Below are 20,697 nucleotides of genomic sequence, written 5' to 3'. Positions count from 1 at the left end.
TAATTGCAAAAAGGCCCTTGGAAAGGGCGAAAGAGTTCGATATACTCTCGTTCTTCGTTGAGCAACGACCGGCTGACGAAGACCAGTTAAGTCTGGTGAGTTTTTGGAAGCAAGGAGAGGTGGCAGAGTGGTCGAATGTACCTGACTCGAAATCAGGCGTACGGTTTTCCCGTACCGTGGGTTCGAATCCCACCCTCTCCGCCAAGACATAAAACCCCGCAAGTTGAAAAGCTTGCGGGGTTTTTCATTTTGCAAGTCAGGTCGTGCAGCGTGCGATATCGAAGCGCAGTTCCGGCTCTGGCACACCGCCGTCATCGCTCGATGACTGCTGCACCTTCACGATCGACCCATAAGCCGACGGCGTCAGCGTCACGAGCCACGCGTTCGAGCCCACCAGCAACTCCGTCGATCCCTGATCGCGCACCGCCTGCGCCGAGGGAATCATGCGCTGCAGACAACTCGAAATATCCGACGCCGCCCGCGCCGACGAAACGTGAATCACCGGCTTGGATGCGCGCAATTCAGGACCACTGGTCGAACTGCATGCGGCCAGCGCGAATACCGCAGAAAACATAGCGAATCGATACAAGGTAATACCCTCCAACAAGGTCGAATGCGCGCTCAATAGACCACAAACCTTCACACATCACAAGAACGTCCGAGACTGACGTAAGACAAGCCCGAAAAAGGCCGTCGCGCGCTCAGGTGCTATCATCGGCCCCATTGTCCTCGGTGCGGCATTCCGCCCCGGGCGATCCGAACACCTCTGCATTGCTCAATGGCCATCACGCTCAAGTCATCCGCCGACATCGAAAAGTTGCGCATCTCCGGCCGCATGGCCGCCGAAGTCCTCGCGATGATCGGCGAACATGTGCGTCCGGGCGTCACCACCGACGAACTCGACGCCATCTGCAACCGTTTTATCGTCAATGAATTGAAGGCCGTGCCGGCGAATGTCGGCTACATGGGTTTTCCGAAGACGGTTTGCACGTCGGTGAATCATGTCGTGTGTCACGGCATTCCCGGACCGAAAGAACTGAAGGACGGCGACATCATCAATATCGATGTCGCCATCATCAAGGACGGTTATTACGGCGATACCAGCCGCATGTACTACGCCGGCACGCCAACCAGTGACGCACGCCGCCTGTGCGAAACGACGTATGAAGCGATGGTCGCGGGCATCCGCGAAGTGAAGCCGGGCGCGACGCTCGGCGATATCGGTCATGCCATTCAGACGGTCGCGCATCGCGAGGGCTTTTCGGTGGTGCGCGAGTATTGCGGGCACGGCATCGGCCGCGTGTATCACGAAGATCCGCAAGTGCTGCACTACGGTCAGCGCGGCGCAGGTTTGCGTCTGAAGCCGGGTCTGGTCTTCACCATCGAGCCGATGATAAACGCCGGGAAACCGGCCACGCAGCAATCGCGCGATGGCTGGACCGTGACCACGAAGGATCGTTCTTTGTCCGCGCAGTGGGAGCATATGGTCGCGGTCACGGAAGACGGGTTCGAGTTGCTCACGCCGTGGCCGGACGGAACCGGTCATCACGCTGCGCCATGACGGTGCCTGAGCGTAATAAGAAGCGCTGAGACAGAAGCAATTCGTGTGCGTTGCAAAGCACTTTCCGAGATTTAGGAATTGACGGGTCCGCCCGTTCGGTTAAAGCTACGGAATGGCCGAAAAAAGCTCGAAAAGAGCATAAGAGCCATCAAGGTCAAGCAGGCCACAAGCCAGAGAGAATCGTCCGCATGAGCGCCCGCATGAGTCCTTCATTGACTGTCAGCCGCATTGCCGCGCAACAGGGTTCCGTCCTTCGCGAACTGCGCACGGCGTCGCTGCGCGAAGCGCCCTATGCATTCGGCGAAACACTGGCCGACGCGCTGCAAGTCGATCCCGCCTTATTCGATGCCACCGCTTCGCTACAAGCCAATTCCGCGAATGCCGCTACCTTTCTGCTTTATACCGAAGGGCATCCCTGCGGGCTGGTGAATGCGTTTATCGAAGAGAGCGAGGCCGAGCGCGCGTTTGTGAGCGCGCTGTGGGTCGCGCCGGCGGTGCGTCATTTGCGCGGCGGCGAGTTGCTGGTGAATGTGGCATCGCAATGGCTCGCGGAGCAGGGCGCATCCGAAGTGCATGCGTGGATCGCCGAGGAAAACCGCACCGCGGTACGCTTCTACGAGCGATTGGGCTTCGGTCCCACCGGCGATCGCCGCGCGATGCCCGCCAACGAAGCCGAACCCGAGCAGCTATACGTGCGACATATGCAGGTCAATCGCGACGCTTGAAAGACACATAAGCGACGCCTGAATCCGCAGCAAATCATCTCCCATCGCACGCACTCATCGTTTTCGATAGTTTGAAATCGGCCTGAAAAAATATGGCCGCGTGCGCGTACGCCTGTAAAATACGCAAAATTTTTGGCCGTTCTTATGTCGCTCAACAAAACGCCCTTCTTCGAACTGCGCAGCGGCTCCGTCGACACGCTTCTCTTCGTCGTCAAGACTCCCGACCTCGATGCCGTGCGCACCGAACTCACGCGGCGCTTCGAAGCCACTCCCGAATTTTTCGCACATGACGTCGTCGCCATCGACGTGCGTCGTCTTGCGGAAGGCGCGAGCGTGTCGCTCGCGGAGCTGGAAAAGCTGCTGAAGGAAGTGCGGATGCGTCCCATCGGCGTGTGCGCGCTGCCGGCGCAGACGTGGGCGATTCAATGGGCGAACGAAGGCGGCCTGCCGATTCTCGAAGCGCGCGATCGTCGCGGCGCGCCCAAGCCTTCGGTGGATGAAGCGAAGCCGAACGAAGACGCCGCCAAGGTCATCGAAGCCGCGGTCGCGAATGTGCCGCCGCCACCTTCGGTGCCGCAGCCCGCGACCATTATCGACCGGCCGCTGCGTTCGGGGCAGCAGGTGTACGCGAAGGGCGATCTGATCGTGCTCGGACTCGTGTCCTACGGTGCGGAAGTGATCGCGGAAGGCAATATCCATATCTATGCGCCGTTGCGCGGGCGGGCGCTGGCAGGCGTGCACGGCAATCTCGACGCGCGGATTTTCTGCACGTGTCTCGAACCGGAACTCATCTCCATCGCGGGAATCTATCGGACCACCGAGAACCCGTTGCCCGCCGATGTCGCGAGCAAGCCGGTGCAGATCTGGCTGGACGAAGAAAAGCTCATGATCGAACCGCTGCGTCTGACGTGATGAAGTGAATCGCCGCGCGCCGGATGCGGGGCGCGCGCTCACGGTCGCGCGAGCGGACTTATTTGACGAACACAAGGTACTTGTATGGCAAAAATCATTGTGGTGACTTCGGGGAAGGGCGGCGTCGGCAAGACGACCACCAGCGCGAGCTTCGCATCGGCGCTCGCATTGCGCGGCCACAAGACGGCCGTGATCGACTTCGACGTCGGTCTGCGCAATCTCGACCTCATCATGGGTTGCGAACGCCGCGTGGTGTACGACCTCATCAATGTCATCCAGGGCGAAGCGAACCTGAATCAGGCGCTCATCAAGGACAAGAAGTGCGAAAACCTGTACATCCTGCCGGCATCGCAGACGCGCGATAAAGACGCGCTCTCGCTCGAAGGCGTGGAGAAGGTCATCGACGATCTGACCAAGATGGACTTCGAATACATCATCTGCGACTCGCCCGCCGGTATCGAACATGGCGCGCTGATGGCCATGCATTTTGCGGATGAAGCGTTGATCGTGACGAATCCGGAAGTCTCGTCGGTGCGCGACTCGGACCGCATTCTCGGCATTCTGTCATCGAAAACGAAGCGCGCGATGGAAGGCAAGGATCCTATCAAGGAACATCTGCTGATCACCCGCTACAACCCGAAACGTGTCAGCGAAGGCGAAATGCTGTCGCTGTCGGATATTCAGGAAATTCTGCGCATCGATCTGATCGGCGTGATTCCGGAATCGGAAGACGTGCTGCATGCGTCGAATCAGGGCATGCCGGCGGTGCATCTGGATGGCACGGCGGTCGCCGAATCGTATAAGGACGTGGTGTCGCGCTTTCTCGGCGAAGAGAAAACGCTGCGCTTTACGGATTATCAAAAGCCCGGTCTGCTGCAACGCATCTTCGGCACCAAGTAAGGGGACGCAATGTCGATTCTTTCGTTTTTGCTGGGCGAGAAGAAGAAGTCCGCCACGGTTGCGAAGGAACGCTTGCAGCTGATCATTGCGCACGAGCGCGCAGGTGGCAAAGCCGCCGCCGATTATCTGCCGGCGTTGCAACGGGAACTCGTTGCCGTGATTTCGAAATACGTGAAGATTTCCGACGACGACATTCGAGTGAGTCTCGAACGTCAGGACGATCTCGAAGTGCTGGAAGTGAAGATCGAAATACCGCAGGCGTAAGTTGGTTTGCGTGGTGAATTGAAGCGGCCGGAATCGTGTGATTCCGGCTGTTTTATTTGGCTGGCGAAACGTTTGCGCATATCGACAAAACGTTCCACTTTCAGCGTCAATTTCCGGCTGGTCTCAGGCATCGTGACGACTCGCGGGCGCACACGTCCGTGAACATGTATCCGCGCTGTTCGGCGCGTTCAATGTGTTCTGTTTTATCGTCACGAGGTCAAAATTATGAAGCTTTCCCTTCGTCGTGTGCTCACGCAGGCTGCGTTCGTCGCTGCCGGTCTGGTGAGCGTGTCGGGCGCGTATGCCGCTGCCGTCATCATTGCGCCGACTGCGCCGCCCGCCGAGCGTTATGAGCCGGTGCCGCCGCCGCGCGTCGGTTTCGTGTGGGATGCGGGCCACTGGAACTGGGAAGGGCGCTACGTGTGGGTGCCCGGCCACTGGGTCGCGGCAGAAGAGCGCCGCCGCTGGGTCGCAGGCGTGTGGACGCCGTATCGCGGGCAGTATCGGTATGTGCCGGGGCACTGGATTTAAGGCGATTTGAGCGTCTATGAGCAAACTGCTTACCCTTGCGCTCTTGTCGTGTATCGCTGCGCTTGACGGCTGCGCTGCTTTGCCTCTCCTGCAGCTAGTCCCCACCACGATCTACTATTGATCATTATCTCTGCGGCGCAGGGTCTTCTTCGACCGGCACCGCAGCTTTGTCCGAGCCTTCATCCGGTACCTCCGGTGACGGCGCGGGCGTCGGCAGCGGCGTCATATAGCGCTCCGACAGCGCCTCGTACAGCGGCGGCGCGAAGAAGCGCGATACGCGGCTCGAAATCAGCGCGGTCGCCATCAGCGAGATCACGAGGGCGTGGCCGTTGATCATCTCCATTACGATCACGAAGGACGTGATCGGCGATTGCGTGACGGCGGCGAGATAACCGACCATTGCCAGCGCGATCAGCATGGGCAACTGCATCTGCGAAAAGATCATGTGCAGCACGTTGCCGAATCCCGCGCCGATCGACAGCGACGGCGCGAAGATGCCGCCCGGAATGCCCGGCAGATATGAGCCGATCATCGACACCATTTTCAAGAGCGGATAGAACATCGACAGATGCTCGCGTCCTTCGAGCAGACCGCGCGCTTCCGCGTAGCCGCTGCCGAAGGTCGTGCCGCCCGACGCCACGCCGACCGCCGCGATAATCAGCCCGCAGATCGCCGCGAAGATCACCGGACGCGATGCGTGCAGCGCGCGCAAAGGCGCGGGGATCCATTTCGATGTATTGAGCAGCAGCCAGCAGAACAGCCCGCCCGCGATGCCGGTAACCACAGCCGTCACACCCACCGCGACCGCCAGCAGACTCGGAAAGTGCGCGCCGACGTCGATGGTGCCGAAGTACGTGTAATTGCCGTTCAGCCCCAGCGCGATAATCCCCGCGATGATGATGCCGGTAATCAGCACGCCGCTGGTCCGCACTTCGAAGCTGCGCGTCAGTTCTTCGATCGCGAACACGATGCCTGCGAGCGGCGTATTGAACGCCGCCGACAAACCCGCCGCCGCGCCCGCCAGCACCAGTTGCCGTTCGATTTTCGCGTTCGAGCGCGGATAGAAGCGCCGCATATTGAACATCAGCGCCGCGCCGACCTGCACGGTCGGCCCTTCGCGCCCGATGGTGAAGCCGCCCAGAATCGCCACGAAAGATACGGCGATCTTGCTCAGCAGAATCCGTATGGTCAGCAAGCGTCCGCCCGCAGCCGATGTTGGACTATGCAGCACGGCAATCACCTGCGGAATGCCGCTGCCTTCGGAACCGCGAAAGAATTTGCGCGTGACGAACACGCAGAGCGCAGCCGCCGCCGGCGTGATGATGAGCGGCAGCCAGACGTGATCCTGACGCGCTTCGTTGAAGAGGCCGAAACCGTAGTCGATCAGCCGCGCATAGTAGACGGCGACCACGCCGACCAGAATCGCGCCGAGCCAGAAAATGCCGTATCGGCGCCAGAGACTGCGCGTGCGTCGCGCGGTGAGGATCGACAGAGAGCGAAGCGATCGGAACATGCGGCGGCTCGTCGGCAAAGCGCTGATTATAACGGCCGTCTCAAAATGGCGAGCCGCGCGCGGAGAATTGGTGCGAATTGAGAAGACAAAAAGAAATAGGCGCGAGGCTTTCGCCGGGCGCCCATGAAACGCTCCCGTCAACAACAGGAGCGGAGAGGAGAAGGTTGCCGATAAATCGCGGCATTAACCTCTCTGAACCCGTGCTCTGGCGAAAGTTCAACTCGTTTGAAATTTTTCTGCGGACGTTGAAGTCTCTCGCGTCGTGGACAACTCACTGGCAACTCAGGCGGTCAGCATCTCGAAGGCGATCACCGCGACGATCGCGCCGACATTCGCAATCACCGCTTCGCAGGCGACGCCGCGCCAGGTGGCGGGTTTGAACTTCACCGCGAGCATCAGTGCTGTGAGCAACGCGATGGCGATCATCGCGACGAGATGCGAACTTTGCAGATGAAAGCGCATGGCGGCCTCCCGGTCCTGCTTTTTGCTTAGGTGTAGTACCAATCAGCAGATATCGAAATGCGATCGGCAGCAATGAAAAAGCTTTCGGCATTCCTTTCTTACGACCGATTTTTGTCGAGTATAGGCATCGGCAAATTTTCTTGAAAGCCGACAAAAAAGTCATTTTCCCGCCAGCTTGTCGTCGGGCTTCGAGTGTTAAGTTAAACAGACGTTGATTCAGGGAATTTTCTTTCTGCCGTAGGTACAAACCCCGTATGCGCGCAGGGCCGTTCCGGCAGCGCGTCCCATCGCAAGCAAGTTCGTGGAGCAGTCCCACATGACTTCCCCGACCACACGTTCCCTCGAAGTCGACTTCTTTCGAGGCGTCGTGCTGCTCATCATCGCGGTGGATCACATCACGGGCAGTGTGCTGTCGCACTTTACGCTGCATCAATACGCGTTCTGCGACTCGGCAGAGGTTTTCGTGTTTCTTGGCGGTTATGCGTCGGCGGCGGCTTACACGGCGCTTGCGGCTCGCCGTAGCGATTCAGCCGCTCGCCGACGCTTTTTCAAACGCAGCTGGGAGATTTATCGCGCGTATCTGTTCACGGCCTTTTTGATGCTGATCGGCGGCGCATTGCTGATGGCGCTCAAGGTCGATACGCCGATGCTCCAGTACACCGAATGGCCGACCTTCCTCACGCGTCCTGTCGGATTGCTGACGGATATCGCGTTGCTCAAGCAGCAGCCGTATCTCTCCGCGGTCTTGCCGATGTACTGCGTGTTCGCGCTTGCCGTGCCGGTGATCGTGCCGCTCGCGCAACGCAAGCGGATCATCGCGATTTTCGGCAGTTTGCTGGTGTGGCTCGCGGCGGTGCCGTTGCTGCATCTTCTGCCCGGAACATGGGCCGATGCGTGGTCGTTCAATCCCTTTGCCTGGCAATTGATGTTCATGACCGGCGTGCTCGCCCGCGTCCAGCCGATCAGCGATGAATTCCACGCCGGCATGACCGCGCGCTGGCTCACTTGCGGCGCGATCGCGCTTGCGCTGACCTTCGCGTTCTACAAGCTCTTTCTCGAAGTGCAAGCGCCGCCGGGATACCTGAAGCAGAACCTTGCGACGCTGCGTATCGTGAGTTTTGCGGCGATGGCGTGGATCGTTGCGCGGGCCGTGTATGCGGGATGGATCGGCAAGCTCGCACGCAAGCTGCCGGGCGTCGTGACGATCGGGCAGCAGGGATTGGTGTGCTTTATCGCGGGCGCGTGCGTGTCGCTGGTGCTGGATTCGGCGCTGCGCGCGATGGGCGTGCTCGGCCTCGGACGCTATCCGTCGCACTACATTCTGGGCTTGATCGCCGATGGCATCGCGATCGGCACGCTGCTGGTGCTGGCGCGCTTCTGGGCGGATCGCAAGGCGGCGAAGGCGCGGCCTGCTGTCGAACGTCGGAAGCCCGCGCGTTTCGCGTTGATCAACGGCCGGCCGGTGCCCGTGCATGCTGGCGACCAGCGCGACCGTTGAAAGTAACGTTATTCGAGCGTGATATCGCGCGTTTCGCGCATACATAGCACGGCGATCAGACTCACCGCCGCCGCCGCCGATACATACCCGCCCACCCACGTCAGCCCGCCGCGATTCGCCAGCAATTGCGCGATATACGGCGCGACTGACGCACCCAGAATCCCGCCGAGGTTATAGGCGACGCCCGCGCCGGTGTATCGCACGTTCGTAGGGAAGAGTTCGGGCAGCAGCGCGCCCATCGGTGCGAACGTGACGCCCATCAGGAACAGTTCGATGGTCAAGAACAGCGCGACCTGAATCGTGTCGCCGCTGCCGAGAAGCGGAGCCATCGCGAAGCCGGAGAGAATCGCCAGCAGGCAACCGACGATCAGCACCGGCTTGCGTCCGAACCGATCGCTGGCGATGGCCGAAATCGGCGTGGCGATCGCCATGAAAATCACCGCGAAGCACAGCAAACCGAGGAATTTTTCGCGCGCGAAGTGCAGCGTGGCGACGCCGTACGACAGCGAAAACACCGTCGAGATATAGAACAGCGTGTAGCAGACGACCATCGCGAAAGCGCCGAGCAGCGTCGGCATCAAGTGACGGCCGAGCAGCGCGGCGATCGGCACCTTCACGCGCTCATGACGTTCCATCGCCGTACGGAACGCGGGCGTTTCCGCGATCTTCAATCGCACATACAGACCGAGCGCGACCAGCACCGCGCTGACGATAAACGGCACGCGCCAGCCCCACGCGCGAAACTGCTCGTCGTTCAGCGACAGCGCGAGGCCGAAGAACAATCCGTTCGATGCGAGAAAGCCGATCGACGGCCCTAGTTGCGGGAACATGCCGAACAGGCCGCGTTTGCCTTTCGGCGCGTATTCGGTGGCGAGCAGCGCCGCGCCGCCCCATTCGCCGCCCAAGCCGATGCCCTGACCGAAGCGCAGCACGCACAGCAGAATCGGCGCGAGCGAGCCGATCGAATCGTAGCCGGGCACGAAACCGATCAGCGTCGTCGATACACCCATCACGAGCAGCGAGGCGACGAGCGTCGATTTACGACCGACGCGATCGCCGAAATGCCCGAACAAAAACGAGCCGATCGGCCGCGCAAAAAACGCGATACCGAACGTGACGAACGCCGATAAGGCCTGCGCCGCCGGCGATCCGTGCGGAAAGAACACCGGTCCGATCACGAGCGCGGCGGCGGTCGCATAAACATAGAAATCGTAGAACTCGATCGCGGTGCCGATAAAGCTCGCGAAAATCACGCGCGATGCGCTTTGTTTTTCGTCCGCGGGCGTGGCGGCCGAAAAGGAGGGTGAGGACATGGTGTCTCCGTCTGTCGTGTGGCTTATGTGTGCTGCAATGTGATGAGGCGCGCGACTTCGCTGCGGTTCTTGAAGGACGCCAGAGCGCTTCGCGCGGCACGCGGGGTGAGCGTGCGGCGAAGGCCGTGCCGGAGCCATGTCCGGCGGGGGTGTCAAAAATTATAACGATCGTGCCGCGCGCGCGCCAAATTAATCGATGGTCGTCGCTTGCGGCGAGTGGGACGTTTGCAACTGAAACTGGCCGTTGTCGTTGAACATCCAGCCTTCGAATAGCTCGATCTGGCCTTTGCCGTTCAGCAGACGCGACGGCGGCACGGGCAGCGGCGCGGCGCGTCGCAATGAGGCCAGCGCGGTGGCTTCCGCCTCATCGTCCCCGTTCGTCCGATACACCGACGAATTCACCAGACGCCCGGTTTTATCGACGGTGAAGGAGACGAGCACGAAGGAGCGCAGCATGGCTTGCGGCGTGCCGTGCAGCACCAGCGACGGATTGCGCTCGAAGATGCGCTGCGCAATCCGCGATTTGTAATCGTCGAGTGTGGCGCTCGGCGCGGGCGTGGCGGTGTTGCGCGCTTCCACGACGCTCGGCGGCGGCGTGATCGTGCAGGCCGCCATCATCAAGCCGATAACGAACGCTCCGGCTGCGCGACGCAAATAAGGCATTGAAAACATGGCGGAAGCAGGCAGGCTGCAAACAATTTCAATACTTTGATGGTAGTCCTCCGCTCACACAAAAACCATGGTCGGGCGCGTGATTTGCTGCTTAGGCTTACAGGTCAATATCACGGAGGAGAACGCCATGAACAGCGATCCAAATCAGGCAGCAGACGCCACGCCCGCCGAACATAGCGATAACGAGAAGAGCAAGTTGCCCGAGCGCAATGACGAAGGTCGCAAGCAAGGCCCGAACGACCAACCCGGCAAAAAGCCAGGCGAAGGCGAAGCGCCGGTTGGCTAAAAGGCGAACAAGGAGAACATCATGTCACCTGTCACTCAACCCGCACCCGTACGTCAGCCGGTTACCAAGCCGACGACGCCATCATCGAAAAACGATCCGAAACGCAGCGCCGCCACGCCTGACGCGGCCAAAGCCGAGCCGGTGCCGCACAAGCGCCCGCCCGTGCGAAGCGACGACAACTGATCAGTCTCGATAGGGCTTGACGAGCTCGGCGCAGCGCAAAGGACTGCTTGCGCGCGTCGCGCTCGTTTCGGCGGCGCGTGTTTCGATGCATCGGAACACGCTGTTGTTCTTTTGCAGGATATACGTGTCCTCGGGCAAGCCCGTGCTGCGCGCCGCCACGCTCGTCACCGCGACGATGCTATAGCCGTTCTGGATCAAATCGAAGAAGGTGGTTTCAGCGACGCGCCATTGCGCGTTGGCATCGGCTTGGGCGTGTGCAGTCGAAGCAGCGGCGATACCGGCGCAAACCAGCGCCATGATGCGGCCTGCTTTCATAGGCGAGTCTCCTTTTATGGACATGTTGAGCGCGGTTAGATGATGAACGCGCAACGATGTTCACGGAAATTTCGCTGATCGTCTGCGGATCGCTCATAAAAAAGGCCTCGCACGAAAGGCGAGGCCAAATACTTCGAACGGCTCACGCCGCGAGAAACACGGAGATCAAACGACGCGAGCAGGTTCGAGCATAAGCATCCAGTCGATCCGCTCACACTAGAAAATTCCGATCAATGGATGTTTTTGGGCAAGCAATCCAACTCATCACGCACAATTGAAAACGCCCCGCAGGCCGAAAAGCGTGCGAGGCGTTTGAATGCGTGGCGGAGGCGGTGAGATTCGAACTCACGGAAGGATCACTCCTTCGCCGGTTTTCAAGACCGGTGCCTTAAACCGCTCGGCCACACCTCCAGCAAGGCGCGTATTGTAGCGCAAGAACCCAGCGCACGGCAGAACCTAGCCTTCCAGCGATTGCGTCTTTTTGAGCGATGGAAACAATCGCATCCACAGCAGCGCGATCACGATCGTGCCGATCCCGCCGATCAGCACCGCCGGCACCGTGCCGAACAATCCCGCCGTCATGCCCGATTCGAATTCGCCAAGCTGATTCGATGTGCCGATGAACAGCGAGTTGATCGCGCCGACGCGTCCGCGCATTTCATCCGGCGTCTGCAACTGCACGAGCGATGTGCGCACGACGACGCTGATGACATCGGATGCGCCCAGCGCCGCCAGCGCGATCAGCGACAACGCGATATTGCGCGACAGCCCGAACACGATGGTCGCGAAGCCGAACGCGATTACGCCGCCGAACAGCGCCGTGCCCGCGCGCTTGCGCAGCGGAAAGTGCGCCAGAAAAATCGATCCGACGAGCGCGCCCGCCGCAGGTGCCGCGCGCAACACGCCCAATCCCCACGGTCCCGTGTGCAGGATGTCGCGCGCGAACACGGGCAACAGCGCCGTCGCGCCACCGAGCAGCACGGCGAACAAATCGAGCGATAACGCGCCCAGAATCACCGGCTTGCTCTTGATAAAGCCGATGCCCGAGAACAGCGCTTCGAACGACAAAGGCGCACGCATGCGCACGGCTTCATCGATCTTGATCGCGGTGACCGCGAACGCTGCCGCGAGAAACGCGATGGTCACCGCGCCGTACACGACGAGCGCGCCGAGTCCGTAGAGCAAGCCGCCCATCGCGGGGCCCAGGATCATCGCGGTTTGATTGGCTGATGTAGACCACGCCGTTGCTTGCTGAAGCTGCGAGCGCGGAATCAGGTTCGGCAGCAGCGCGGCCATCGACGGGGATTCGAACGCGCGCGCCGCGCCCGTGACGGTGGCGATCGCATAGATCGGTGCGACGCTGGACCAGCCGTGCCACGCGCCCGCGCACAGCAGCAACGCGCCGATGCCCTCGATCGCCTGACACACATACGCAATCGTGCGCCGGTCATACCGATCCGCAACGTGGCCGACGACCAGCGTCAGCACGAACATCGGTACGAACTGAGCGAGGCCGACGAGACCGAGCGCGTACGCGCTATGCGTGATCGAATAAATCTGCCAGCCGATTGCCACTGACATCATCTGAAACGCAACCGACGACATCACCCGCGCGCTCCAGAAAAGCGCAAACGGGCGATGCCGCATCACGGAGTCCGACGCCACCAACGGCGCGCTCACTTCGCGGCATCCTTCAAGAACATCTCCTGGAGATCGTTGAGAAAGCGCTGACCGAGTTCGGTCGGCGCAATACGTTCGAAATTGCGCGTGATGAGGCCGCGCTTTTCCGCCGCGACCAAAGCCGGTTCGATCGTCGATAAGGCAAGGCCAGTACGTTCGACGAACGCATGCACCGGAAAGCCTTCGACCAGCCGCAACGTGTTCAGCATGAACTCGAAGGGCAGATCGCGCGGACCGACTTCGCGCTCTTCCTGAATCGGGCTTTCGGTCGAGGAAAGCGCCTGATCCATATACGACAAAGGATGCTTGAAACGCGCCTGCCGAAGTATCTTGGATGGAAACGACAGCTTCGTATGCGCACCCGCGCCAATGCCTAAGTAATCGCCAAAGCGCCAGTAATTCAGATTGTGCTTGCTCTGCTTCAGTGGCTTCGCATACGCCGATACTTCGTAGCGCTCATAACCCGCATCGCGCGTGCGTTCGTGAATCCACTCCTGCATATCGGCGGAAGCGTCGTCGTCGGGGAGCGCGGGCGGGTATTTGGCGAACAGCGTGTTCGGCTCCATCGTCAGGTGATAGAGCGAGAGATGCGGCGGCGCAAAGCTGATCGCGGTATCGATATCGTGCCGGCATTCTTCGAGCGATTGCTGCGGCAGCGCGAACATCAGATCGAGATTGAAGTTATCGAAATGCTTGGCGGCAATTTCGACGGCTTTGCGCGCCTGCGTCGCGTCATGAATACGGCCGAGCGCTTTCAGATGCGCCTCGTTGAAACTCTGAATGCCGATCGACAAACGGTTCACGCCGCTCGCCCGGAACGATGCAAACTTCGCCGCTTCAAACGTGCCGGGATTCGCTTCGAGCGTGATTTCGGCATCGGCATCGATGGGCAGCAAGGCGCGTGCATCCGACAGCAATCGATCGAGACCCTTCGCCGATAACAGCGAAGGCGTGCCACCACCGATGAATATCGTATGCACCTGACGGCCCCACACCAGTGGCAACGCGCGTTCGAGATCGGCGCGCAGGGCATCGAGATAACGGTCTTCGGGGAACGCGTCGTCCTTCCACGCGTGCGAGTTGAAATCGCAATACGGGCACTTGCGCACGCACCACGGGAAATGCACATACAGCGACAACGGCGGCAGCGACGTCAGCCGAATGCTTCCCGGCGACGTGAAAGCCTGCACGACATTGATCGTCTTCGGTCCGGCAGCGCTCACGCGAGTTCCTTCAATCGTTGCAGCAAGTCTCGCAACGCCAGCGCGCGATGACTTAGCGCGTTCTTGCGGGCGGGATCGAGTTCGGCGGCGGTGGCGTTCAGCGTCGGCAGGAAGAAGTGCGGGTCGTAGCCGAAGCCGTGGTCGCCGCGCGGGGTATCGATCACTTCGCCGTGCCAGCGGCCTTCGGCGATCAGCGGTTCGGGATCGTTCGCATGGCGTACGAGTACGAGCACGCAGAAGTAATACGCGCGGCGGTCGGTTTTATCGGCGAGTTCTTCGATCAGGCGCGCGTTGTTCGCGGCATCGCTTTTGGCGCCGCCGTTCATCGATGCAAAGCGCGCCGAATACACGCCCGGCGCGCCATTCAATGCGCGCACGCAAAGACCGGAATCATCGGCGAGTGCGGGCAGACCGGTAAGCGTCGATGCGTGTCGCGCCTTCGCCAGCGCGTTTTCCACGAACGTCGCGTGCGGCTCGGGCGCTTCCGGCACGCCGAGTTCGCCTTGCGCGATCAGTTCGATGCCCGCGGCATCGAGCAAAGAGGCGAACTCGCGCAACTTCCCCGCATTATTCGATGCGAGCACCACGCGTCCCAAGGAAGCCGCAGCATCAGACACTTTGAATCCCCAGCGCTTCCTTCTGCTTGACGATCAGCGCCTTGATGCCGCTGTCCGCCAAACCGATCAGTTCGTTCATCTCGTCGCGCGTGAACGGCGCGCCTTCCGCCGTCCCTTGCACTTCGACCAAACCGCCCGCGCCGGTCATGACCACGTTCATATCCGTATCGCACTGGGAGTCTTCGTCGTAGTCCAGATCGAGCACCGGTTTGCCTTCGTAGATGCCGACGGAAATCGCCGCCACGAAGTCCTTCACCGGCGACTTCGCGATCTTGCCCGCCGCGAGCAGTTTGCCGACAGCATCGTGCGCGGCGACGAACGCGCCGGTGATGCTCGCCGTGCGCGTGCCGCCGTCGGCCTGAATCACGTCGCAGTCGATATGCAGCGTGCGTGCGCCGAGCGCGTTCAGATCGAACACCGAGCGCAGCGCGCGGCCGATCAGACGCTGAATTTCCTGCGTGCGGCCGGTCTGCTTGCCGCGCGCGGCTTCGCGGTCGCTGCGCGTGTGCGTGGCGCGCGGCAGCATGCCGTATTCGGCGGTAAGCCAGCCTTGCTCGCGTCCGCGCAGAAATTCCGGCACTCGCTCGGCGATGCTCGCCGTGCAAATCACCTTGGTATCGCCGAATTCGACGAGCACCGAACCTTCCGCGTGCTTCGTGTAATGCCGCGTGATGCGCACATCGCGCAATTGATTCGCGCTGCGGCCGCTCGGACGCGGAACGGAAGGCTTGAGCAGGGGAGAGTCGGTCATGGGATGAGATGAGTTGGCGAAGAATCCCGCGATTTTATCGTCAAATATGCGCAGGCGTTGCGCCCGCGAAACGCCGATCCGCGCGGCTCTGGCACGGAAAATGGGATAATGCGCATTCCTCGCCCGGCGGCCATCCATGCGCCCATCCCAGTGCGCCACATTCGCGCCGGGCGTTTCGTTGAACCGGCCTTCGCAACGAAGGCTCACATCGCGAGACGTACCATGATCTACAGCATGACAGGCTATGCCAGCGCGACGCGCGAAGTCGTCGCGGCGGCCGCGGGTTCCAATGGCGGCGCGGGATCGAGCATCGGGGTATCGGTGGAATTGCGCACGGTGAATTCGCGCTTTCTCGACCTGAATTTCCGCATGCCAGAAGACGTGCGCGTGACCGAACCGCAATTGCGCGAAATGCTGATGAACAAGCTCTCGCGCGGCAAGGTGGATATTCGTATCAACCTGAATCGCGTGGAGCAGACGGCCAACGCGGGCGCGCTGAATCGCGACGCGCTCACGCAACTCGCCACGCTCGAACGCGCCGTGCTCGATATTTTTCCCGATGCCGAACGTATGCGCACCGGCGAAATCCTGCGCTGGCCGGGCGTGCTGGCGGAAAGCAATGTATCGCCGGAAGCGTTGCGCGAAGCGGTGCTCGCGTGCGGCAAGCAGGCCATCGCCGATCTGATCGATGTGCGTGCGCGCGAAGGCGCGGCGCTCGGCAAAGTGCTGATCGACAATGTGACGGAAATGGAAGCGATCGTCGCGCGCATCACGCCGCTGGTGCCGGAACTGATCGCGAAACATCAGCAGAAGATCGTGGAGCGCTTGCAGGACGCGCTGGGTATCGCGACGACGGACGGCGCAACATCCTCCAGCGTGCCGCGTGAGGAAATCGCCGAACGCATCCGCCAAGAAGTGACGATGTACGGTATTCGTATCGACATCGCGGAAGAATTGCAGCGCCTGACCGCGCATCTGACGGAAACGCGCCACGTGCTGCAAAAGGGCGGCAAAGTCGGCAAGCGGCTCGACTTCATGATGCAGGAACTGAACCGCGAAGCAAACACGCTCGGCTCCAAAGCCGCCGCGAAAGAACTCGCCGACTCGTCGATGACGCTCAAGCTGCTTATCGAACAGATGCGCGAACAAGTACAGAATCTGGAGTAACGCACCATCATGCCGAACACGACACATCGCTCGCATAGCCACTACACGGGCATCTATCCCGGCAATCTGTTCATGGTGGTCGCGCCCTCGGGCGCGGGCAAATCCACGCTCGTGAACGCGCTCCTCGCCGAGGACGCCGCCATTCTGCTGTCCGTTTCCTACACGACGCGTGAAGCGCGTTCCAAGGAAACGAATGGCGTGCAATACCACTTCGTTTCCGTCGATGAATTCATGGAGCGGCGCGAGCGCGGCGAGTTTCTCGAATCCGCCGAAGTGCACGGCAACTACTACGCCACGTCGAAGCTCTGGATTGCCGAACAAATGAAACAGGGCCACGACGTGCTGCTGGAAATCGACTGGCAGGGCGCGCAGCAGGTCAAGAAGCAATTCCGCAACGCGGTGGAAATTTTCATTCTGCCGCCGTCGCTGGATGCGCTCGAAGACCGGCTCAAGAAACGCGGCCAGGATTCCGAAAAGGTGATCGTGCGTCGATTGCTCGCGGCGGGTAGCGAGATGGCGCATGCATCGGAAGCGGAGTACGTGGTCATCAACGAAAACTTCGATCGCGCGCTGACCGAACTGCGTTGTCTCGTGGCCGCGACGCGTCTGCGCTTCACCTCGCAATACGCACGCAATACGCAGCTCTTCGTCGACCTCGGCATTCACTCGACGGCTGCACAGTAAGGGACGCAATAAGGCACGCAACAAAGCACGCAGTAAAGCAAGGCGGTGGCCGGGTCATATCGGTCACATAAGGTAGAATAAAACCCATATACCGAAGGAAACGAACATGGCCCGCATCACCGTAGAAGACTGCCTCAAACAAATCCCGAATCGCTTCGAACTCGCGCTTGCGGCGACGTATCGTGCGCGTCAGCTCGCGCAAGGTCATACTCCGAAGATCGAGAGCCGCGACAAGCCGACCGTCGTTGCGCTGCGCGAAATCGCATCGGGGCAGGTGGGCGTCGAAATGCTGAAGAAAGTGCCGGTTTAAGCGGCGCTTTTTAATATCGTTTCAATTTGAATCACAACGCGTCATTCACCACGGAGGCGAACATGAGTCCGACACCTTTGCCCGCCTCCGTGAATGTGGAAACCGATATCGAGCCGGACGCAGACGCGCTGCTCGATGCGGATAAACCCCACGCCGCACGCAAGTACATCGACGCGGTCCTCGAACAGTCGTTTCGCCATCTGTTCGGGCCGACCGCTACGCCGGAAAAGCCTCGCCGCCATGACGTCGTTTCCATCGCGAAACTGACGAATACGCTCGCGGGCTACATCTCTCCGGAAGAGATCAAGGAAGTCAAATCGGCTTTCCATTTCAGCGACGAAGCGCATCTCGGGCAGTATCGCCAGAGCGGCGAGCCGTACATCACGCATCCGGTCGCGGTGGCGGAGATTTGCGCGGGCTGGAAGCTGGATGCGCAATCGATCATGGCGGCGCTACTGCATGACGTGATCGAAGATCAGGGCGTCACCAAGACCGAGATCGCGGAGCGCTTCGGCGCGAAGGTCGCCGAATTGGTCGATGGCTTGTCCAAGCTGGACAAGATGGAATTCCGCAATCGCGAGGAAGCGCAGGCGGAAAACTTCCGCAAGATGCTCTTGGCGATGGCGCGCGACGTGCGCGTGATTCTCGTCAAGCTCGCCGACCGGCTGCACAACATGCGCACGCTCGGCGCGGTGCCGCCGGAGAAGCGCCGGCGTGTGGCGCGTGAGACGCTGGATATTTACGCGCCGATCGCGCATCGGCTTGGTCTGAACAATACGTATCGCGAGTTGCAGGACTTGAGCTTCGCGAACTTCAATCCGAATCGTTACGCCACGCTTGAAAAAGCGGTGAAGGCGGCGCGCGGGAATCGGCGTGAAGTGGTCGGCAAGATTCTGGAATCCGTGCAGCGCACCATTGCGGATGCCAAGATCAGCGCCGAAGTCACCGGGCGCGAGAAAACCATCTTCAGCATCTACAAGAAGATGCGCGACAAGCAGTTGTCGTTCTCGCAAGTGCTCGATGTATACGGGTTCCGCGTGGTCGTGGAGAGTGCGCTGGAGTGCTATACGTGCATCGGCGCGCTGCATGCGTTGTACAAGCCGGTGCCGGGCAAGTTCAAGGACTACATCGCCATTCCGAAGGTGAACGGCTATCAGTCCTTGCACACCACGCTGGTCGGTCCGTTCGGCGCGCCAATCGAGTTCCAGATTCGCACGCGCAAGATGCACGAGATCGCCGAGGCGGGCGTCGCGGCGCATTGGCTTTACAAGAACGGCGGCGCAGATCTGAACGATGTGCAGAAGCGCGCGCATCAATGGCTGAAATCGCTGCTCGACATCCAAAGCGAAGCGGGCGATTCGAGCGAATTCCTCGAACACGTCAAGATCGACCTGTTCCCGGATGCAGTCTACGTGTTCACGCCAAAGTCGAAGATCATGCCGCTGCCGCGTGGCGCGACGGCGCTCGACTTTGCGTATTCCATTCACAGCGACCTGGGCAATCAATGTGTCGCGGTGAAGATCAATAACGAGCTCCTGCCGCTGCGCACGGAGTTGAAAAGCGGCGATATCGTCGAAGTGATCACCGCGCCGTATTCGAAACCGAATCCCGCGTGGCTCGGTTTCGTGCGCACCGGCAAGGCGCGCTCGGCCATCCGTCACTATCTCAAGACGATGCGCCTGAACGAGTCCGTTCAGTTGGGCGAACGTCTCGTCGATCAAAGTCTCAAGGGCTACGGTCTCGCGCTGTCCGACGTCACGCCGGAAGTGTGGGAAAAGCTCGTGCAGTGGACCGGCAACAAGACGCGTCAGGAAATTTTCGCGGATATCGGTCTGGGGCGGCGTGTGGCGGCGGTCATGGCCAAGCGCATCGAAGTGCTGATGAACGGGCTGGATGACGACGAGCATCCGCATCGCGAGCATCACAATACGAATACTGCGCCGCCTGTGGTCATCACGGGTACGGAAGGCATGTCGGTGCAGTTGTCACCGTGCTGCCGGCCGATTCCCGGCGACGACATCATGGGCTATATCGGCATCGGGCTCGGGATGGCGATTCATACGACCGAGTGCCGCGTGGCGCAGCGTATTCATCGGCGCGATCCGGGCCGTTGGATCGACGTGGCGTGGGCGCCGCAGCCCGGCCGTCTGTTCGATGTCGCCGTGAAAGTGCTGGTCAAGAACACGAAGGGCGTTTTCGCGCGCGTTGCCGCCGACATTACCTCTGCGGATGCCAATATCGTGCATATCGCGATGGACGAGGACGTGTCGCAGGAAGCCAAGCTGCTGCGCTTTGTCATTCAGGTCAGCGACCGCGTGCATCTGGCGAATGTGATGCGCCGCGTGCGCACGAATCACGACGTCATGCGTATCGCGCGCGAGCGTCCAAGCGACGAGCCGCATCATCGCAATCAGGACGGCGGCATGCGCATCGACCGGGAACGCGCCGACTACTGATCCTCCCATTTCCCGTTCGGCGCGGGAACGCGGCGTGCATGGCTGTCGTCGATCGATTCATTCATCGATGCACAGGAGAATGCGCCGCAATGAACACTTCCGATCTCGAAGGCCCCACGCTCGATTACTGGGTGGCGCGCGGCCTGCACGATTTCATTCGGGAAATCCACTTCACCGACAGCGGAGAGACGCTCTCCATTCGCGGCAACGATCGCGGCAAGCCCTGGGACGGACGGTTCCTGCCGTCGACGTCGTGGGATGCGGCGTCTGTCGTGCTCGAGCGCGCGTGCAAGCTCGAAATGCACGATCACGGGCGCGGTGAAGTCGTATGCACGGTGAGCTTTGGCAAGGACGGCGAAACGATGGAAGGGCGCGGCGAGTCGCTACGGACCGCGTTGCTGCGGGCCTTCGTGCGGCATTCGTTTGGCGACAGCGTCGAGGATGAATACCCGCGTCGCCCGCAAGCGCTGACGGGCCTGCAAGCCGATCCGATCGAAGAGTCGAGCGCGGTGACGTCGTTATCGGTGGAGGATATGCCGCGGCCGGAAGCGCATATCGGCGATATTGGTTCAACGCCTCGGCAATAAAGCGCCGCAGAAACAAAAAGGGCCTTCCGTCCGGAAGGCCCTTCGAAAAATGGCGCGGCTGGCAGGATTCGAACCCACGACCCCTTG

At 60.7% G+C, this 20,697-nt stretch carries 24 protein-coding genes and 2 tRNA genes; 15 read left to right on the top strand and 11 right to left on the bottom strand.

Features of this window, described 5'->3' with window-relative positions; all coding sequences use genetic code 11:
* Positions 1 to 113: 113 nt before the first annotated feature.
* Positions 114 to 204, top strand: a tRNA-Ser gene (locus P7F28_RS18870).
* A 52-nt stretch (positions 205 to 256) separates the two neighbouring features.
* On the opposite strand, the gene P7F28_RS18865 is transcribed toward P7F28_RS18870, so the two are convergent.
* Positions 257 to 574, bottom strand: coding sequence for a hypothetical protein (locus P7F28_RS18865; RefSeq protein WP_277186110.1), 318 nt, complete (start codon positions 572 to 574; stop codon positions 257 to 259).
* A gap of 204 nt (positions 575 to 778) precedes the next feature.
* Here P7F28_RS18865 and map point away from each other — a divergent pair, with 204 nt between their 5' ends.
* The 6 genes from map (at position 779) to P7F28_RS18835 (ending at position 4,893) form a co-directional block, all read left to right on the top strand.
* Positions 779 to 1,561 carry a type I methionyl aminopeptidase gene (map, locus tag P7F28_RS18860; protein ID WP_277186109.1) on the top strand — a complete coding sequence of 261 codons (783 nt, stop codon included), beginning with the start codon at positions 779 to 781 and terminating at the stop codon, positions 1,559 to 1,561.
* Positions 1,562 to 1,761: 200 nt separating this feature from the next.
* The gene (locus P7F28_RS18855) at positions 1,762 to 2,286 is read left to right on the top strand and encodes a GNAT family N-acetyltransferase (protein ID WP_277186108.1); all 525 of its coding nucleotides are present in this window, start codon (positions 1,762 to 1,764) and stop codon (positions 2,284 to 2,286) included.
* 144 nt (positions 2,287 to 2,430) lie between these two features.
* A complete protein-coding gene (gene minC / locus P7F28_RS18850; RefSeq protein WP_277186107.1) occupies positions 2,431 to 3,198 on the top strand; it encodes a septum site-determining protein MinC in 768 nt (255 codons plus the stop codon).
* Positions 3,199 to 3,282: 84 nt separating this feature from the next.
* Positions 3,283 to 4,098: a septum site-determining protein MinD gene (gene minD, locus P7F28_RS18845; RefSeq protein WP_277186106.1), complete on the top strand. Its 816-nt coding sequence runs from the start codon at positions 3,283 to 3,285 to the stop codon at positions 4,096 to 4,098.
* A 9-nt stretch (positions 4,099 to 4,107) separates the two neighbouring features.
* Entirely contained in the window at positions 4,108 to 4,362 is a 255-nt protein-coding gene (minE, locus tag P7F28_RS18840; protein ID WP_008350955.1) for a cell division topological specificity factor MinE, read from the top strand.
* Positions 4,363 to 4,587: 225 nt separating this feature from the next.
* On the top strand, positions 4,588 to 4,893 hold the full coding sequence (locus P7F28_RS18835) for a YXWGXW repeat-containing protein (protein ID WP_277186105.1): 306 nt from the start codon (positions 4,588 to 4,590) through the stop codon (positions 4,891 to 4,893).
* A 124-nt stretch (positions 4,894 to 5,017) separates the two neighbouring features.
* Here the strand turns inward: P7F28_RS18835 and P7F28_RS18830 are convergent, their stop codons facing one another.
* Together P7F28_RS18830 and P7F28_RS18825 are read right to left on the bottom strand one after the other, a co-directional pair.
* On the bottom strand, positions 5,018 to 6,406 hold the full coding sequence (locus P7F28_RS18830) for a chloride channel protein (RefSeq protein WP_277186104.1): 1,389 nt from the start codon (positions 6,404 to 6,406) through the stop codon (positions 5,018 to 5,020).
* Positions 6,407 to 6,688: 282 nt separating this feature from the next.
* Positions 6,689 to 6,868: a hypothetical protein gene (locus P7F28_RS18825; RefSeq protein ID WP_277186103.1), complete on the bottom strand. Its 180-nt coding sequence runs from the start codon at positions 6,866 to 6,868 to the stop codon at positions 6,689 to 6,691.
* Between the two features lie 316 nt (positions 6,869 to 7,184).
* On the opposite strand from P7F28_RS18825, the gene P7F28_RS18820 reads away from it, so the two are divergent.
* A complete protein-coding gene (locus P7F28_RS18820; protein ID WP_277186102.1) occupies positions 7,185 to 8,366 on the top strand; it encodes an OpgC domain-containing protein in 1,182 nt (393 codons plus the stop codon).
* An 8-nt stretch (positions 8,367 to 8,374) separates the two neighbouring features.
* Here P7F28_RS18820 and P7F28_RS18815 read toward each other — a convergent pair whose 3' ends face one another.
* Positions 8,375 to 9,679, bottom strand: a complete 1,305-nt coding sequence (locus P7F28_RS18815; RefSeq protein WP_277186101.1) for an MFS transporter — start codon at positions 9,677 to 9,679, stop codon at positions 8,375 to 8,377.
* Between the two features lie 189 nt (positions 9,680 to 9,868).
* The gene (locus tag P7F28_RS18810; RefSeq protein ID WP_277186100.1) at positions 9,869 to 10,351 is read right to left on the bottom strand and encodes a TonB family protein; all 483 of its coding nucleotides are present in this window, start codon (positions 10,349 to 10,351) and stop codon (positions 9,869 to 9,871) included.
* A 127-nt stretch (positions 10,352 to 10,478) separates the two neighbouring features.
* On the opposite strand from P7F28_RS18810, the gene P7F28_RS18805 reads away from it, so the two are divergent.
* Both P7F28_RS18805 and P7F28_RS18800 read left to right on the top strand, forming a co-directional pair.
* Positions 10,479 to 10,637 (top strand): hypothetical protein, encoded by a 159-nt coding sequence (locus P7F28_RS18805; RefSeq protein ID WP_277186099.1) that lies wholly within the window; start codon positions 10,479 to 10,481, stop codon positions 10,635 to 10,637.
* Between the two features lie 21 nt (positions 10,638 to 10,658).
* Positions 10,659 to 10,820: a hypothetical protein gene (locus P7F28_RS18800; protein ID WP_277186098.1), complete on the top strand. Its 162-nt coding sequence runs from the start codon at positions 10,659 to 10,661 to the stop codon at positions 10,818 to 10,820.
* Here P7F28_RS18800 and P7F28_RS18795 read toward each other — a convergent pair whose 3' ends face one another.
* From P7F28_RS18795 to rph, 6 genes are all read right to left on the bottom strand, one after another.
* Positions 10,821 to 11,135: a hypothetical protein gene (locus P7F28_RS18795; RefSeq protein ID WP_277186097.1), complete on the bottom strand. Its 315-nt coding sequence runs from the start codon at positions 11,133 to 11,135 to the stop codon at positions 10,821 to 10,823.
* A 321-nt stretch (positions 11,136 to 11,456) separates the two neighbouring features.
* Positions 11,457 to 11,546, bottom strand: a tRNA-Ser gene (locus tag P7F28_RS18790).
* A 45-nt stretch (positions 11,547 to 11,591) separates the two neighbouring features.
* Positions 11,592 to 12,782, bottom strand: a complete 1,191-nt coding sequence (locus P7F28_RS18785) for an MFS transporter (protein ID WP_277186144.1) — start codon at positions 12,780 to 12,782, stop codon at positions 11,592 to 11,594.
* A gap of 29 nt (positions 12,783 to 12,811) precedes the next feature.
* The gene (hemW, locus tag P7F28_RS18780) at positions 12,812 to 14,038 is read right to left on the bottom strand and encodes a radical SAM family heme chaperone HemW (RefSeq protein WP_277186096.1); all 1,227 of its coding nucleotides are present in this window, start codon (positions 14,036 to 14,038) and stop codon (positions 12,812 to 12,814) included.
* Entirely contained in the window at positions 14,035 to 14,655 is a 621-nt protein-coding gene (gene rdgB, locus P7F28_RS18775; RefSeq protein ID WP_277186095.1) for an RdgB/HAM1 family non-canonical purine NTP pyrophosphatase, read from the bottom strand. The genes hemW and rdgB overlap by 4 nt, the downstream gene beginning before the upstream one ends.
* Positions 14,648 to 15,406 carry a ribonuclease PH gene (rph, locus tag P7F28_RS18770; protein ID WP_277186094.1) on the bottom strand — a complete coding sequence of 253 codons (759 nt, stop codon included), beginning with the start codon at positions 15,404 to 15,406 and terminating at the stop codon, positions 14,648 to 14,650. Before rph ends, rdgB begins: the two co-directional genes overlap by 8 nt.
* Positions 15,407 to 15,628: 222 nt before the next feature.
* Here rph and P7F28_RS18765 point away from each other — a divergent pair, with 222 nt between their 5' ends.
* The 5 genes from P7F28_RS18765 (at position 15,629) to P7F28_RS18745 (ending at position 20,610) form a co-directional block, all read left to right on the top strand.
* On the top strand, positions 15,629 to 16,573 hold the full coding sequence (locus tag P7F28_RS18765) for a YicC/YloC family endoribonuclease (protein ID WP_277186093.1): 945 nt from the start codon (positions 15,629 to 15,631) through the stop codon (positions 16,571 to 16,573).
* A 9-nt stretch (positions 16,574 to 16,582) separates the two neighbouring features.
* Positions 16,583 to 17,257: a guanylate kinase gene (gmk, locus tag P7F28_RS18760; protein WP_277186092.1), complete on the top strand. Its 675-nt coding sequence runs from the start codon at positions 16,583 to 16,585 to the stop codon at positions 17,255 to 17,257.
* Positions 17,258 to 17,363: 106 nt separating this feature from the next.
* Entirely contained in the window at positions 17,364 to 17,567 is a 204-nt protein-coding gene (gene rpoZ, locus P7F28_RS18755) for a DNA-directed RNA polymerase subunit omega (RefSeq protein WP_044848533.1), read from the top strand.
* Positions 17,568 to 17,629: 62 nt separating this feature from the next.
* Positions 17,630 to 20,023 carry a bifunctional (p)ppGpp synthetase/guanosine-3',5'-bis(diphosphate) 3'-pyrophosphohydrolase gene (locus P7F28_RS18750; RefSeq protein ID WP_277186091.1) on the top strand — a complete coding sequence of 798 codons (2,394 nt, stop codon included), beginning with the start codon at positions 17,630 to 17,632 and terminating at the stop codon, positions 20,021 to 20,023.
* A gap of 89 nt (positions 20,024 to 20,112) precedes the next feature.
* Positions 20,113 to 20,610 carry a phage protein NinX family protein gene (locus tag P7F28_RS18745; RefSeq protein ID WP_277184219.1) on the top strand — a complete coding sequence of 166 codons (498 nt, stop codon included), beginning with the start codon at positions 20,113 to 20,115 and terminating at the stop codon, positions 20,608 to 20,610.
* Positions 20,611 to 20,697 lie beyond the last annotated feature (87 nt).

This window comes from Caballeronia sp. BR00000012568055 (assembly GCF_029439455.1).
GTDB lineage: Bacteria > Pseudomonadota > Gammaproteobacteria > Burkholderiales > Burkholderiaceae > Caballeronia.
Note: the sequence above shows the minus strand (reverse complement) of the source record. Positions and strands in the feature narration are given on the sequence as shown.

What these genes read in the sequence shown, in the direction of transcription:
- rpoZ (WP_044848533.1), top strand. Translation starts at nt 17,364, where the DNA reads ATGGCCCGCATCACCGTAGAAGACTGCCTCAAACAAATCCCGAATCGC.
- P7F28_RS18795 (WP_277186097.1), bottom strand. Translation starts at nt 11,135, where the DNA reads ATGAAAGCAGGCCGCATCATGGCGCTGGTTTGCGCCGGTATCGCCGCT.
- P7F28_RS18830 (WP_277186104.1), bottom strand. Translation starts at nt 6,406, where the DNA reads ATGTTCCGATCGCTTCGCTCTCTGTCGATCCTCACCGCGCGACGCACG.
- P7F28_RS18745 (WP_277184219.1), top strand. Translation starts at nt 20,113, where the DNA reads ATGAACACTTCCGATCTCGAAGGCCCCACGCTCGATTACTGGGTGGCG.
- P7F28_RS18820 (WP_277186102.1), top strand. Translation starts at nt 7,185, where the DNA reads ATGACTTCCCCGACCACACGTTCCCTCGAAGTCGACTTCTTTCGAGGC.
- P7F28_RS18805 (WP_277186099.1), top strand. Translation starts at nt 10,479, where the DNA reads ATGAACAGCGATCCAAATCAGGCAGCAGACGCCACGCCCGCCGAACAT.
- P7F28_RS18815 (WP_277186101.1), bottom strand. Translation starts at nt 9,679, where the DNA reads ATGTCCTCACCCTCCTTTTCGGCCGCCACGCCCGCGGACGAAAAACAA.
- map (WP_277186109.1), top strand. Translation starts at nt 779, where the DNA reads ATGGCCATCACGCTCAAGTCATCCGCCGACATCGAAAAGTTGCGCATC.
- P7F28_RS18855 (WP_277186108.1), top strand. Translation starts at nt 1,762, where the DNA reads ATGAGTCCTTCATTGACTGTCAGCCGCATTGCCGCGCAACAGGGTTCC.
- minD (WP_277186106.1), top strand. Translation starts at nt 3,283, where the DNA reads ATGGCAAAAATCATTGTGGTGACTTCGGGGAAGGGCGGCGTCGGCAAG.
- minE (WP_008350955.1), top strand. Translation starts at nt 4,108, where the DNA reads ATGTCGATTCTTTCGTTTTTGCTGGGCGAGAAGAAGAAGTCCGCCACG.
- P7F28_RS18785 (WP_277186144.1), bottom strand. Translation starts at nt 12,782, where the DNA reads ATGCGGCATCGCCCGTTTGCGCTTTTCTGGAGCGCGCGGGTGATGTCG.
- P7F28_RS18750 (WP_277186091.1), top strand. Translation starts at nt 17,630, where the DNA reads ATGAGTCCGACACCTTTGCCCGCCTCCGTGAATGTGGAAACCGATATC.
- P7F28_RS18865 (WP_277186110.1), bottom strand. Translation starts at nt 574, where the DNA reads ATGTTTTCTGCGGTATTCGCGCTGGCCGCATGCAGTTCGACCAGTGGT.
- P7F28_RS18800 (WP_277186098.1), top strand. Translation starts at nt 10,659, where the DNA reads ATGTCACCTGTCACTCAACCCGCACCCGTACGTCAGCCGGTTACCAAG.
- gmk (WP_277186092.1), top strand. Translation starts at nt 16,583, where the DNA reads ATGCCGAACACGACACATCGCTCGCATAGCCACTACACGGGCATCTAT.
- P7F28_RS18825 (WP_277186103.1), bottom strand. Translation starts at nt 6,868, where the DNA reads ATGCGCTTTCATCTGCAAAGTTCGCATCTCGTCGCGATGATCGCCATC.
- P7F28_RS18835 (WP_277186105.1), top strand. Translation starts at nt 4,588, where the DNA reads ATGAAGCTTTCCCTTCGTCGTGTGCTCACGCAGGCTGCGTTCGTCGCT.
- P7F28_RS18765 (WP_277186093.1), top strand. Translation starts at nt 15,629, where the DNA reads ATGATCTACAGCATGACAGGCTATGCCAGCGCGACGCGCGAAGTCGTC.
- minC (WP_277186107.1), top strand. Translation starts at nt 2,431, where the DNA reads ATGTCGCTCAACAAAACGCCCTTCTTCGAACTGCGCAGCGGCTCCGTC.
- P7F28_RS18810 (WP_277186100.1), bottom strand. Translation starts at nt 10,351, where the DNA reads ATGTTTTCAATGCCTTATTTGCGTCGCGCAGCCGGAGCGTTCGTTATC.
- rph (WP_277186094.1), bottom strand. Translation starts at nt 15,406, where the DNA reads ATGACCGACTCTCCCCTGCTCAAGCCTTCCGTTCCGCGTCCGAGCGGC.